Annotated in this window: 11 protein-coding genes and 6 tRNA genes; all 17 read right to left on the reverse strand. The window is 36.6% G+C overall.

Translation table 11 applies throughout. The annotated features are described in order from the left end of the window. Nucleotides 1–102: 102 nt before the first annotated feature. Nucleotides 103–4,614, reverse strand: coding sequence for a DNA-directed RNA polymerase subunit beta' (gene rpoC / locus EDC58_RS07455; protein ID WP_123352893.1), 4,512 nt, complete (start codon nt 4,612–4,614; stop codon nt 103–105). Further along, nucleotides 4,601–8,740 (reverse strand): DNA-directed RNA polymerase subunit beta, encoded by a 4,140-nt coding sequence (rpoB, locus tag EDC58_RS07460; RefSeq protein ID WP_123352894.1) that lies wholly within the window; start codon nt 8,738–8,740, stop codon nt 4,601–4,603. Before rpoB ends, rpoC begins: the two co-directional genes overlap by 14 nt. Nucleotides 8,741–8,817: 77 nt before the next feature. Further along, the gene (gene rplL / locus EDC58_RS07465; RefSeq protein WP_123352895.1) at nt 8,818–9,192 is read right to left on the reverse strand and encodes a 50S ribosomal protein L7/L12; all 375 of its coding nucleotides are present in this window, start codon (nt 9,190–9,192) and stop codon (nt 8,818–8,820) included. A 29-nt stretch (nt 9,193–9,221) separates the two neighbouring features. Further along, nucleotides 9,222–9,704: a 50S ribosomal protein L10 gene (gene rplJ / locus EDC58_RS07470; protein ID WP_123352896.1), complete on the reverse strand. Its 483-nt coding sequence runs from the start codon at nt 9,702–9,704 to the stop codon at nt 9,222–9,224. 83 nt (nt 9,705–9,787) lie between these two features. Further along, the gene (gene rplA / locus EDC58_RS07475) at nt 9,788–10,489 is read right to left on the reverse strand and encodes a 50S ribosomal protein L1 (RefSeq protein ID WP_123352897.1); all 702 of its coding nucleotides are present in this window, start codon (nt 10,487–10,489) and stop codon (nt 9,788–9,790) included. A 40-nt stretch (nt 10,490–10,529) separates the two neighbouring features. Beyond that, nucleotides 10,530–10,955 carry a 50S ribosomal protein L11 gene (rplK, locus tag EDC58_RS07480; RefSeq protein WP_123352898.1) on the reverse strand — a complete coding sequence of 142 codons (426 nt, stop codon included), beginning with the start codon at nt 10,953–10,955 and terminating at the stop codon, nt 10,530–10,532. A 10-nt stretch (nt 10,956–10,965) separates the two neighbouring features. After that, nucleotides 10,966–11,508: a transcription termination/antitermination protein NusG gene (nusG, locus tag EDC58_RS07485; protein ID WP_123352899.1), complete on the reverse strand. Its 543-nt coding sequence runs from the start codon at nt 11,506–11,508 to the stop codon at nt 10,966–10,968. Between the two features lie 8 nt (nt 11,509–11,516). Next, nucleotides 11,517–11,705: a preprotein translocase subunit SecE gene (gene secE / locus EDC58_RS07490; RefSeq protein WP_123352900.1), complete on the reverse strand. Its 189-nt coding sequence runs from the start codon at nt 11,703–11,705 to the stop codon at nt 11,517–11,519. A gap of 26 nt (nt 11,706–11,731) precedes the next feature. Continuing rightward, a tRNA-Trp gene (locus EDC58_RS07495) sits at nt 11,732–11,807 on the reverse strand. A 3-nt stretch (nt 11,808–11,810) separates the two neighbouring features. Next, nucleotides 11,811–11,887, reverse strand: a tRNA-Gly gene (locus tag EDC58_RS07500). 51 nt (nt 11,888–11,938) lie between these two features. Next, entirely contained in the window at nt 11,939–12,091 is a 153-nt protein-coding gene (gene rpmG / locus EDC58_RS07505) for a 50S ribosomal protein L33 (protein ID WP_007475321.1), read from the reverse strand. 31 nt (nt 12,092–12,122) lie between these two features. Further along, complete coding sequence (gene tuf, locus EDC58_RS07510) at nt 12,123–13,322, reverse strand: elongation factor Tu (protein WP_123352908.1); 1,200 nt, start codon at nt 13,320–13,322, stop codon at nt 12,123–12,125. Nucleotides 13,323–13,384: 62 nt separating this feature from the next. Continuing rightward, nucleotides 13,385–13,459: transfer RNA gene (locus EDC58_RS07515), tRNA-Thr, on the reverse strand. Between the two features lie 109 nt (nt 13,460–13,568). Further along, nucleotides 13,569–13,645, reverse strand: a tRNA-Gly gene (locus tag EDC58_RS07520). A 3-nt stretch (nt 13,646–13,648) separates the two neighbouring features. Then, nucleotides 13,649–13,734 (reverse strand) — tRNA-Tyr (locus EDC58_RS07525). A 31-nt stretch (nt 13,735–13,765) separates the two neighbouring features. After that, nucleotides 13,766–13,842, reverse strand: a tRNA-Thr gene (locus tag EDC58_RS07530). A 93-nt stretch (nt 13,843–13,935) separates the two neighbouring features. Further along, nucleotides 13,936–14,393: hypothetical protein (locus tag EDC58_RS07535; RefSeq protein ID WP_211325239.1), on the reverse strand; the 458-nt coding region annotated here is incomplete at its 5' end.

The following is a 14,393-nucleotide window of genomic DNA, read 5'->3' on the forward strand; positions in this document are numbered from 1 at the left end:
TTTGAAATATTTAGGAGGCTATTATACTCTCTCTCTCTAAAAGTCAAGGTTTTTCACTGACACTTTTGATTGAAAAAAAGAAAAAATGAAGAAAAAAGAGGATTATTCATCCTCTCCGTGTTCAAGTTTGAGGTCTCTGTCTTTGTGATAGAACATACCAGTACCAACAGGTACAACCCTACCAAGTACGATGTTTTCTTTGAAGTCTTCAAGGTAATCGAATTTTCCTTGAATACTTGCTTCCGTAAGAACTCTTGTCGTTTCTTGGAACGATGCCGCCGAAATAAAGCTGTCACTTTGAATCGCAGCTCTTGTAATACCTACAAGCACAGGTTCCGCAATAGCCGGCTCTCCACCGAATTTTTTAATTCTTTCGTTTTCTTCGTTAAACATTTTTCTACTTACCAAATCGCCTTCGATAAATTTAGTATCGCCGCTATCTACGATTCTTACTTGTCTTAGCATCTGATTTACGATAAGTTCGATATGTTTATCGTTGATATTAACCCCTTGGAGTCTATATACTTTTTGAACTTCGCTAACGATATATTGTTGTAACGCTTTTTCTCCAAGGATATTTAAAATATCATAACTTGAAACTTGTCCGTCAGTGAGTCTCTCACCCGCATGAACGAAATCTCCCTCATGCACCAAGATTTGTCTATCCGCCGGTACAAGATATTCTTTTACGCTTGTTTCACCTTCTACGATAAGTCTTTGTTTACCTCTAATAGATTTACCGAATTTCACATATCCGTCAATTTCACTGATAATTGCAGGTGATTTAGGTCTTCTTGCTTCGAATAATTCGTTAACTCTCGGAAGACCCCCTGTAATATCCGTTGATTTTGCAACCGCTTTTGGTGTTTTAGCAAGGATATCCCCTTGTTTAACTTCAGTACCTTCTTGTACGTGAATAACCGTTTTAGGCTCAAGTACGTATTCGTATACTTTGTCTTTTGCCGCAAGAAGGATTCTCGGATGATATCCTTTTGGTAAATACTCTTTTACGATAATTCTTGACTCACCCGTAAGCTCGTCAATTTGAGTCGTAACCGTAAATCCGTCGATAACGTCTTCGAATTTAACAACGCCGTCAGCTTCAGCTAAGATTGGGTTAGCAAACGGATCCCACTCCGCAACCACTTTGCTCTCACCGCTAATCGGCTCCGCAATTACTTCGCCGGCTTTTACTTCTGCATTATCGTCTTTTAGAATTTTAGAACCTCTAACGATATAATATCTATCCGCCTCTCTGTCGTTTGCATCAACAACTACAGCAAACAGACCTTTAAATTCATTGTCATATCCGATTTCAGTTCCGGCTTTTAGGTCATAAACTCTTTCAAGATGATCACCTGTCAATTTATAGTATTTAATAATACCGCTTGCTTTACTTTCAACTTTTTGAGGTACCGGCTCGTTATCCGCAACTTTAAGCTCCGCACCGTAAGGTATCCTTTGAGGTACGTACCAAGCTTCTTTGATTACCTCAACGATAGCGTCGTCTTTATTTACTTTTTGGTCTTTGTAAGGAATATATAGTTTTCCTTCCGTTTTACCTGCAATACCTGCAAGCTCGGTACCTTTTACGATATCGTTTTTTCTTAAAGAATATCTTTTGATACTTCCATCATCACAATGTACTTCGATAATCACTTCTTCGTGTTGAGTTTCAACTTTTACGATTCCGTCACACGGCGCTTTTAGCTTAGGCTCCACCAACAATACAGCCGCATTACGTCTGTTTGCAACGATTCTTTTTCCGTCTCTATCATATGTTTCGATATTGTAGTATCTGATATATCCGTATTTGCTCGCTACGATTTGTCTTTCTTCTTGCGTACTTCCCGCAATACCACCGGTATGGAACGTTCTAAGTGTCAGCTGAGTACCGGGCTCACCGATTGATTGAGCTGCGATAATACCTACGGCTTCACCTACTTTTACAAGTTTTCTCTCAGCCAAGTTCATTCCGTAACATTTAGCACAGATTCCCTTAGGCGCTTTACAAGTAAGAGCACTTCTGACTTTTACAGACTTAACACCTTTTCTTACAATCTCTTTCGCTTCTTCTTCAGTAATTAGCGTACCCTCAGTAAATAACACTTCGTTAGTAATAGGGTCATATACGTCATCCGCAAGTACTCTTCCGTAAATTCTCTCTTCAAGAGACTCAACCAATGTCGAACCGTCGGTAATATCCGTAACTTCAACACCTTCGTGAGTACCGCAATCTTGCATTGTAACTCTAAAGTTTTGAGATACGTCAACAAGTTTTCTTGTAAGATATCCCGCACTCGCCGTTTTAAGAGCCGTATCCGCAAGACCTTTTCTCGCACCGTGAGTCGAAATAAAGAACTCAAGTACGTTCAGACCTTCTTTAAAGTTCGAAATAATTGGAGTCTCGATAATTTCTCCGTTAGGTTTTGCCATAAGACCCCTCATACCTGCAAGCTGTTTAATCTGAGACGCACTACCTCTTGCTCCCGAATCCGCCATCATATAAATTGAGTTGAATCCGTCTTTGTCTTTTTTCATAATTTCAAGAAGTTTTTCTTTAATATCGTTATCCACTTTTGTCCAGATATCGATAATTTTGTTGTATCTTTCTTGCTCTGTTAAAAGACCTTTTTTATATTGCTCTTGAACTTCTTTTACTTTTTGCAATGCTTCTTGAATAATTTTAGGTTTGTCTTCAGGTACGATAATATCAGCCATAGAGATAGATACCCCGACTTTCGCAGCATATCTGAAACCTAAATCTTTCAATTTATCAAGGAATTCGGCAGTTACTTTAAGTCCGCCCACTTTATATACATAATCAACCAACGCCGAAATGTCTTTTTTCTTCATGATTTTATTATACATCTCAACCGGTACGAAATCAGGCGTAATTGAGTGTAAAATCATTCTACCAGGCGTAGTTTCTACTATTTCGCCTTTTACTTTTACTTTGATTTTCGCATGTAAATCAACAGCACCTTCATCAAAAGCAATAAGCACTTCTTCCGGACTTGCGAATAGTTTATGTTCGCCTTTTACGCCGTCTTTGATTAGTGAAATATAATAAACACCAAGTACCATATCTTGGCTTGGTACAGCAATAGCTTTACCTGATGCCGGTAATAGAATGTTCATACTACTTAACATTAAAATTTTAGCTTCCGCAATCGCTTCTTGAGATAAAGGTACGTGTACCGCCATTTGGTCACCGTCGAAGTCGGCGTTAAACGCCGCACAAACAAGCGGATGCAATTGAATCGCATTTCCGTCGATTAGTACCGGGTGGAACGCCTGAATAGATAATTTATGAAGTGTTGGCGCCCTGTTTAACAATACCGGATATTGATCTACCACTTCTTGCAAACATTCCCAAACTTCCGGAGTTTTTTCTTCGATATGTTTTTTTGCTTGTTTGATAGTTGTTGCGTAACCTTTCTCTTCAAGTTTACCGATTAGATGAGGCTTGAATAATTCAAGCGCCATTTTTTTAGGAAGACCGCATTGATCCATTCTTAGATTTGGTCCCACAACAATAACGCTTCTTCCTGAATAGTCAACCCTTTTACCAAGAAGGTTTTGTCTGAATCTTCCCGTTTTACCTTTAATAATATCACTTAAAGATTTAAGAGGTCTTTTGTTCGCGCCTTTAATAGTGTTACCTCTTCTTCCGTTATCAAATAGTGCGTCAACCGCTTCCTGAAGCATTCTTTTTTCGTTTCTGATAATAATTTCAGGCGCGTCAAGTTCGATTAATCTTTTAAGTCTTTGGTTTCTGTGAATAACTCTTCTATAAAGGTCGTTAACATCAGCTACCGCGAATTTACCTCCGTCAAGTGCTACAAGAGGTCTTAAATCAGGCGGTAATACCGGAATAACAGACATAATCATCCACTCAGGTCTATTGTCGCTATTTAGGAATCCTTCTACGATTTTAAGTTTTTTAACAATCTCTTTTTTTCTCGCTTCACTTTTTGTGTTTTTAAGCTCTTCTTTTAGAGAATAATACATTTCTGGCAGGTCTAATTCTTCAAGCATTTTTCTGATAATCTCAGCACCCATTTCAGCATGGAAACCGGTATCTCCGTATAACTCTACAAGTTTTCGGTATTCTTCTTCAACTAATACGTCACCTCTTTTTACAGGTGCATCGCCAGGTTCGTAAACAACATACGCTTCATAATAAAGAACTCTCTCAAGGTCTTTCATTTTTATATCAAGAAGCGTACCGATTCTACTTGGGAGGTTACTTACATACCAAATATGCGCTACAGGTGTTACAAGCTCAATATGACCGAATCTTTCACGTCTTACTTTTGAAGTAGTAACTTTTACACCACATTTTTCACACACGATTCCTTTGTAGCGCATTTTTTTGTATTTACCGCAAAGACATTCGTAATCGTTAATAGGACCGAAAATTTTCGCACAGAAAAGCCCGTCGCGTTCCGGTTTTAGAGTTCTATAGTTAATAGTCTCAGGTTTTTTAACTTCACCGTGAGACCAAGAAAGAATCTCTTCAGGGCTTGCTATTTTTACTTGTACCGCATCGATATCTTGCGGTCTGTTTTCTTCGTCCCAGTCAAGTTTTACGTATTTAAAATTCTTCATTGTCTTCTTCCTTTTTATAAAACTCTAAATCAAGTCCAAGTGCTCTAAGCTCTTTAGATAATACAAAGAATGTTTCACTAAGCCCTTCAATCGGAACGTTTTCTCCTCTTGTTAGAGCTCTATACGCTCTATTTCTACCTTCAACATCGTCCGATTTCGTAGTTAGCATCTCTTTTAGGTTGTATGCCGCACCGTAAGCTTCAAGTGCCCATACTTCCATTTCCCCGAATCTTTGTCCACCGAATAGTGCTTTACCACCTACAGGTTGTTGAGTAATCAAGCTGTACGGTCCGATACTTCTTGCGTGAACTTTATCATCAACAAGGTGATGTAGTTTTAACATATACATATATCCGACATTAACTCTCTCTTTAATAGGCTCACCCGTTCTTCCGTCATAAAGTTGAGTTTTTCCATCTTCCGGAATTCCTGCAAGTTCGAATAGTTTTTTGAATTCTTCTTCAGTAACACCCTCGAATACAGGAGTTGAGAATTTAACTCCTTTAGCCCAATCTTGAGCATATTTTAATAACTCTTCGTTTGTTAAGCTATCAAGGAATTTTTCAAAATGTTCTCCGAAATGAGCCACTTTTACTATTTCTTTCATTTTGGCTCTTAGTTTATTCATCATATCGTCTTGTTTTTCTTTTAGGATATTTTGAATTTGTTCTCCCAATTTTTTACCTACAAGTCCTAAATGCACTTCAAGAATTTGCCCGATATTCATCCTTGAAGGTACCCCAAGAGGGTTTAATACGATATCAACAGTTTTTCCGTCTTCCATATAAGGCATATCTTCTTCAGGTACGATAATACTTACGATACCTTTGTTACCGTGTCTACCTGCCATTTTATCACCGACTTTGATTTTTCTTTTGTTTGCAATATATACTTTTACCATTTTCGCAACACCGTTTGGCAGGATGTCGTCTCTTTCAAGCACTTCAAGTTTTTCGTCGTAATCACGTCTGATTTTTTCTTTTTCTTTTTGATATTTAGCTTTTACGTTTTCGAATTCTTTTTGAGTTTCTTCATCGAAATATTCAACAAGACTTAGTAATAAGAATCTGTTAATGTTTTGTAACTCTTCTTTTGGAATAGTTTCGCCGGCTTTGTATGTTTTTCCGTTTAGTTCAACGTCTTTGATTAAAGGTTTGCTTGAAAGTAAGTTTGCAAGTGCTAAAATCTCTTCTTTATCGATAATACTTAATTGATTCTGATAAATTTCTTCAATTTTAGCTTTTTCTTCTTCATAAGCTTTTTTAGCTCTTTCGTCAAGCTCATAACCTTTTTTAGTGTAAACTTTAACGTCTATTACCACACCTTCCATACTTGCAGGTGCATAAAGAGAACTATTTACGACATGTCCTGATTTGTCACCGAAAATAGATTTTAATAATCTCTCTTCAGGCGTAGGTTTTACATCACCTTTTGGTGAAATTTTACCAACTAAAATCATTCCAGGTTTTACGTATGTACCTACTTTAATAATTCCGCTCTCGTCAAGATGAGTTAAATGCTCAGGTTTTACACCAGGAATATCCGCTGTCAATTCTTCAAGCCCGTGTTTTAGCTCTCTAACTTCACATACTTCTTCATAAATATGTACAGATGTATATACGTCGTCTTTAATAATTCTCTCACTTAAAACGATAGCATCCTCGAAGTTGTATCCGTTCCACGGCATAAATGCAACAAGAACGTTTTTACCAAGTGCGATTTCCCCGTTATCCATATTTGGACCGTCGGCAATAACGTCTCCGGCTTTTACAACATCTCCGACTTTTACAATCGGTCTTTGGTCAAAACATGTATTTTGGTTGGTTCTAAGGTATTTTTCAAGTCCGTAATGGTCAATATACGCACCGTTTTCGTCTTCACCTAAAATATAGATGTTTTTAGCGTCTACTTTAATAACTTTTCCGCCTCTTTTAGCTTTTACGATTTGCCACGCATCACGCGCTACGTATTTTTCCATTCCCGTACCGACAATCGGCGCCTCACTTCTAAGTAGCGGAACACCTTGACGTTGCATGTTCGATCCCATTAACGCCCTGTTTGCGTCGTCATGTTCAAGGAACGGAATAAGTGACGCACCGACCCCTACGATCATTTTAGGGTTTAGGTCATAAAGATCCACTTCTTTTTTATCAACAAGAATAATTTCGCCGTCTTTTCTCGCTTCTACCAAATCATCAAGAATTTCTCCCGTTTGCTCGTCAATTCTTACAGAAGCGGGAGCGATTACTTTTTCTTCTTCTTGAGTTGCTGTCAAATATACGATTTCGTCAGTAACGCGACCGTCTTTAACCACTCTATAAGGAGCTTCGATAAATCCGAATTCATTTACTTTAGCATAAGTTGATAAAGTATTAACAAGACCGATGTTTTGTCCCTCAGGCGTTTCAATCGGACAAATTCTTCCGTAATGGCTCGGATGAACGTCCCTAATTTCAAATCCGGCTCTTTCTCTTGTAACACCACCCTCACCAAGTGCTGAAAGTCTTCTTTTATGTGCAACTTCACTAAGTGGGTTTGTTTGGTCCATAAATTGAGAAAGCTGACCTGTTGCGAAAAAGTCTAAAATTGTTGTCGTTACAAGTTTAGTATTTACCAAATCCATAGGAAGCAGGTCGTTTACATTCGTAACGGTCGTCATTTTGTCTTTAATAGTTTTTTGCATTTTTGCAAGACCGTCTTGAAGTTTGTTTGCAAGCAATTCTCCGATACTTCTGATTCTTCTGTTTCCTAAATGGTCCCTATCGTCAATTTGTCCAACACCGTTTTTAACACCTATTAAGTATTGAATAGTTTTAATAATATCTTGATATGTTAAAACAGTTACTTCATCAGGAACGTTAAGACCTAGTTTATGATTCATTTTCATACGCCCGACTTTTGTTAAGTCGTATCTTTCAGGATCGAAGAATAATTTTTCAAACAACTCTTTTGCAGTTTGAGGGTTTGCAGGCTCCCCAGGTCTCATAACTTTATAAATTCTGATTCTTGCCAAATCGTTTTCGTTTTCGATGCCCTCAGTTTGTTTTAAAATTTTTAATGTTTCCATATCTTGATGAAAAGCTCTCAAAATACCGTCATCAACACCGTCAGCCAAGTCATTTACGATTTTAAAATGCTCAATTTGAGATTCAGCTATTTTTTTAAGTTTTACTTCATTTAAAACAGTTAACGTATCAAATAAAACTTCACCTGTTACCGGATCGTATACCGGTTCTGCCAAATGTCTATCAAGAAGTGTTTCGATAGGATATTCAACAAACTCATATTTTTCTTGAATTTCTTTTAGTTTTCTTTTTGTTATTCTTTTACCTGCTGGAACTATTATATTTCCGTCTTCATCTTTTAAATCATAATCTAATTTTCCAACTTCAAGTTGAGTCGATTTCATTAAAAATTTATTATTTTTTACAAAAATATCAATTATTGGATAAAACATTTTTAAAATATCTTCTTTGCTATAATCCATAGCTCTAAGAAGTATCGTAACAGGAACTTTTCTTCTTTTATTTACTCTAACATATAAAACGTCTTTTACGTCATATTCAAAATAAACCCAACTACCTCTATCAGGGATAATTTGTGCCGAATATAATAATTTATTTGAATTTTGTGCTTCTTCTTGCTTGAAGATAACACCCGGGCTTCTATGAAGTTGGTTTACGATAACTCTTTCAACGCCGTTAATAATAAAGCTTGTTCTTTCAGTCATTAAAGGAATATCTCTAATAAATAAAGTTTGCTCTTTTATATCTTTAATACCGATTTTTTCACCGGTTTTTTCATCTCTTTCATGTACTATAAGTCTGACTTTGATTCTAATAGGTATAGAATATGTAAGACCTTTTTCCATACATTCTCTAACGGTATATTTAGGTTTTTTAAATTCAATTCCCGCATATTCTAAAGTAATTCTATTTTGCGCATCCGTAATCGGAAACATAGACTTAAATACTTTGTGAATACCGCTTTTTTCAGGTTCTTTAACATTTATGAAATCTTGAAACGAATTTTGTTGTAAGTGTAGTAAATTCGGAATATCAAGTATTTGTGGAATTTTAGAAAAATCAAGTCTTAATCTATTTGCTGATTTTAGTTGGTTTAACATAGGCTCTCCTGCGCAGAATTTGTGTAGAGGTATAAAAAAGTTAATATATCATAAAAAAAGAAAAAAAGCAAGAGAAATTATTTAACTTCTACAGTTGCTCCTGCTTCTTCAAGTGCTTTTTTGATTTCTTCAGCTTCTTCTTTACTTACAGCTTCTTTAATTGTGCTTGGCGCACCGTCAACTAGTTCTTTAGCTTCTTTAAGTCCAGCACCAGTAATTTGTCTTACAACTTTAATTACGTTAATTTTTTTAGCACCAGCATCTTTAAGAATTACATCGAATTCAGTTTTTTCTTCACCAGCACCACCAGCTGCTCCACCTGCTGCACCAGCTACTACTGTAGGTTGTGCGCTTACATCGAATTTTTCTTCGAAAAGTTTAACTAATTCGTTAAGTTCTTTTACTGTTAAGTTTTCAATAGTTTCTAAAATTTGTTCAAATGTACAAGCCATATCTACTCCTCCTATTTAATTTATATTTTTTATTGTTCTTGTTCTTTTTTCTCGATTAATTTGTTAAGTCCCCATGCAAATTTTGCAATAGGAGCTTTCATCATGAATGCAACCATACCAAGAAGCTCGTCTTTTGTTGGAAGTTTGCTTACTTCTTCAACATATGCAGCATCTTTTACTTCACCTTCAATTACTGCACCCTTAATTTTAAAAGAGTCTTTATGAGCCGTTGCATGTTTAACTAAAATTTTTGCAAGAGTGATTTGATCTTCACCCCATACGAAAATATTATTTTCTTCGAAATCAACATCGATTCCGTTATTTGCAAATGCGATTCTTGCAAGAGTGTTTTTTACAACTCTTGTTTTACCTTCAGCTTCTCTGATTTGTTTTCTTAAAGCTTCTAGTTCTTTTACAGTTTGACCTTTAAAATCAGCATAAAAAACGCTAACTTCTTTTGTAAACTCTTGAGTTAGCTCTTCAACGATTTGTTTTTTTAGTTCTTTCTTCATAAAGCTCCTTTCTCTTAGACTCGGCAGGGTATTAAGGGATTAACCCACCTGCTTTCTAAGTCACTTGGACTTAGGCACTCGGCCTATTTGTATTCAGCTAATTCGTTAACGTCAAGTTTTACGCTTGGGCTCATTGTTAGGCTTAGTGCAGCATTTTGAATATATCTACCTTTTGCACTTGCCGGTTTCATTTTATTAATTTTTTCTACGAAAGCAATTGCATTTTCAAGTAATTGTTCAGCACTGAAACTTGCTTTTCCAATTCCAACGTGCATATTACCTTTTTTATCAACTCTGAAATTAACTTGCCCAGCTTTAGCATTTTTAACAGCTTGAGCAACATCCATAGTTACAGTACCTGTTTTAGGGTTTGGCATAAGACCTTTTGGTCCTAAAATTTTACCGAATCTACCAAGTTTACCCATCATATCAGGAGTAGCGATTAAAATATCGAAATCAAGATTTCCGTTTTGAATCATTTCAAGTACTTCATCTTCACCTACGATATCAGCACCAGCAGCTTTTGCTTCGTCTGCTTTTTCACCTTTTGCTAGTACTGCTACTTTAACTTCTTTACCAGTACCGTGCGGAAGTACTACGCTACCTCTAATCATTTGGTCGGCATGTCTTGGGTCAACTCCAAGTCTTAAAGCTAATTCTACTGTTTCATCAAATTTTGCAGATTTTAATTCTTTTACTTTTTCAACTGCTTCTTTTAATGAATATACATCTTTATCGATTTTTTTTAGCAGTTCTAAATATCTTTTACCATGTTTTTTTGCCATTTTCACTCCTACGCAATATTTTTGCTACCACACTGTGGTCTTAGTCTTCTATTACAATACCCATACTTCTTGCACTTCCTGCAAGAATTTTCATTGCTACTTCTACATCATCTGTATTTAAGTCAGGTAGTTTTTTCTCAGCAATTTCTCTAAGTTGAGCAGTTGTAATTTTTCCAACTTTCTCTTTTAGAGGATTTGAACTACCTTTTTGAATACCAGCAGCTTTTTTTAATAAGTCAGTTGCCGGTGGTTGTTTTGTGATAAAAGTAAAACTTCTATCGTTATAAACAGTAATTTCAACAGGAATTGTAAAGCCCATCATATCTTTAGTTTTTTCGTTGAAAGCTTTACAGAATTCCATAATGTTAATACCTCTTTGTCCAAGTGCTGGACCGACAGGAGGTGATGGGTTCGCTTTACCAGCTGGGATTTGAAGTTTTAATACTTCTACTACTTTTTTTGCCATCCCGAATCCTTTATACTATTTTTTCTACTTTTGTGTAATGAATTTCTACAGGTGTGCTTCTACCGAAAATCGTAACGTTTAGTTTTAGCATACCTTTTTCATAATCAAAATCTTCAACTTCACCTGTAAAGTTAGCAAAAGGACCTTCGATAATTCTTACCACTTCGCCCTCTTCAAAGCTAACTTTAGGTTTAGGCGCAGATTTTTGTTTTGCTTTTTCCAATATTTTTTCAATATCTTCTTTTTTTAGAGGAGTTGGCTTCTTAGATTCACCAATGAATCTACCAACTTTTGGAAGAGATTGGATTTTATGCCACAACGCAGTATCTAAATCCGCTTCTAAAAATACATATCCTGGATAAATACTTCTCTCAAAAATTTTCTTTTTACCGTTTTTTACTTCGATAACTTCTTCGGTAGGCACTACTACTTCGCCGATTTTATCATGCAAATTCAATTCTTGTTTTAAGTTCTCAATAGCTTTTTTTACAGTTAGTTCACTACCTGAATAAACTTGTAGAGCGTACCATTGCATATTTTTATTATTATCCATAATATTCCTTATAATACTACTTTAAGAATTGAACTCATAATTAAATCAATCAAGCTTAAAAATAACGCCACTACCGTTACCATTAATGTTACAGCTATAAATGATTGTTTTACTTGTTGAGCTGTTGGAAAAATTACTTTGTTTAATTCTTCTTTTGCTTCTTTTACATAATTGATAAATTTTTTTATTTTATCCATAATTACCTCTTCCAAAAATTGGTTAGTGGCAGGGCAGGAGGGACTCGAACCCCCAACAAGCGGTTTTGGAGACCGCCGCTCTACCATTGGAGCTACTGCCCTAAGTGGAGCGGGCGACGGGACTCGAACCCGCGACCCTCAGCTTGGAAGGCTGACGCTCTAGCCAACTGAGCTACGCCCGCTCATTAGACCCTAACTTTATAGAGTCTAATGAAAGGGCAAAGAGCCCGAAATTAAAGTTTAGATTCTTTGTGAATAGTGTGTTTATTACACCATTTACAATATTTTCTAATCTCGAATTTCTCAGGATGTTTTCTTTTTTCTTTTGTTGTGTGGTAGTTAAATCTTCCACACTCAGTACATTTTAGATGAATAATTTCTCTCATCTTTATCCTTTAAAAAATAAGGGGAGAACCCTTATTCGATAATTTTAGTTACAACTCCCGCACCTACAGTTCTACCACCTTCTCTGATAGCGAATCTTGTACCTTCTTCAAGTGCGATTGGAGCGATTAATTCTACAGTTAATTTTACGTTATCACCAGGCATAACCATTTCTACACCTTCTGGTAATTGAATAGTACCAGTTACGTCAGTTGTTCTGATGTAGAATTGTGGTCTATATCCGTTAAAGAATGGTTTATGTCTACCACCTTCTTCTTTTGTTAATGCGTAAACTTCTGCTTCAAATTTTGTATGAGGTGTAATACTTCCAGGTTTAGCAAGAACCATACCTCTTTCAACTTCGTCTTTTCCGATACCTCTTAGAAGTACCCCTACGTTGTCACCAGCTTGAGCTTCGTCCATTTCTTTTCTGAACATTTCGATACCAGTAACTTTTGTAGTTCTTGTTTCTCTGAATCCAACGATATCAACATCGTCACCAAGTTTTAAGATACCTCTTTCAATTCTACCTGTAACAACTGTACCCCTACCAGAAATAGAGAATACGTCTTCGATTGGCATTAGGAAATCTTTTTCAGTATCTCTCTCAGGAGTTGGAATATATTCGTCAACTGCGTTCATAAGTTCCATAATTTTTTCTGACCACTCACCAAGTTGACCAGCTTTTACTTCTTCAAGTGCTTTAAGAGCAGAACCAGCGATAACAGGTGCATTGTCACCGTCGAAATCATATTCGCTTAATAGTTCTCTAACTTCCATTTCAACTAATTCAAGAAGCTCTTCATCGTCTACCATATCTTGTTTATTTAAGAACACAACGATAGCTGGTACACCAACTTGTCTTGAAAGTAGAATGTGCTCTCTTGTTTGTGGCATAGGACCGTCAGTAGCAGCAACAACTAAGATTGCTCCGTCCATTTGCGCAGCACCAGTAATCATGTTTTTAACGTAGTCTGCGTGTCCTGGACAGTCTACGTGAGCGTAGTGTCTTTTTTCAGTTTCGTATTCAACGTGAGATGTATTAATTGTAATACCTCTTTGTCTTTCTTCTGGTGCGTTGTCGATTTGATCGTAGTCTTTCATTTCTGCGAAACCTTTCATCGCAAGAACACCAGAAATAGCTGCTGTAAGAGTAGTTTTACCGTGGTCAACGTGTCCGATAGTACCAATATTAACGTGTGGTTTAGTTCTTTGGAATTTTTCTTTTGCCATTTTATTCCTCCATTTAAAATTTTTAAAAATTAGCTCTTTTATGGTCTCCAACAAGGCCTTGCTGGAGCCCATAGCCGGGATTGAACCGGCGACCTCTTCCTTACCAAGGAAGTGCTCTGCCACTGAGCTATATGGGCAAAAACACTGCTAGCAATGTTTTGTTTAACAAAACAATAATTAATTATGGGAGTGTATGAGCAGACAACATTATTAAAGTAGTTTGCTCAGCTCCCAGTTTCTCAGTACTGGAGCGGGCGACGGGACTCGAACCCGCGACCCTCAGCTTGGAAGGCTGACGCTCTAGCCAACTGAGCTACGCCCGCTCATGGTGGTGGGGGCAGGATTCGAACCTGCGAAGGCGAACGCCAACGGGTTTACAGCCCGTCCCCTTTGGCCACTCGGGAACCCCACCAGTTTAACTGGTCAAACGCTGAATTAATCAATGGAGCCGGCGAAGGGACTCGAACCCCCGACCTGCTGATTACAAATCAGCTGCTCTAGCCAACTGAGCTACGCCGGCATCTCTTTATTTGTCTTTGTGGATTGAAATTATATGTAAAAACATATCCCATGTCAAGACTTTTTTGATAAAAAAATAAAAAAATCTATTATTTTATTTTTCCATTGCTTTTTCTATTAACCTAACATTAAACTCACATTGTTTAGGATAATCTTTAAAATATTTTGTCCCACTAAAAACACCGCTACTTAATTGTTTATCATACTCATAATAATGTTGTTTTCTATCTTTTGTATTGTAAGTTATTGATTCTGTTAAACCACCAGGACTTACATATTTTATTGATTTTTTTATATATTCAAAATAAAAACCACATTCTACAGCTTTATTCACTATTCTTTCCAACCTATAAGCACTTTCCTTAGTACCGTCGAATTCATTAAGAATTTTCTGATATGTTCTTGCATACTGAAAAGCAACAGCAATAAAAGCTGGATTATGTGATAAGTTACACTCTTTTGCATCAGGTCTGAAACGACATATACTCGGTTTGAAATTTAATATCTTAATCTCCACATCATCTCTTATCCCGTTATTATTCGAATCAATCC

The sequence above is a fragment of the Caminibacter pacificus genome (assembly GCF_003752135.1).
GTDB lineage: Bacteria > Campylobacterota > Campylobacteria > Campylobacterales > Nautiliaceae > Caminibacter > Caminibacter pacificus.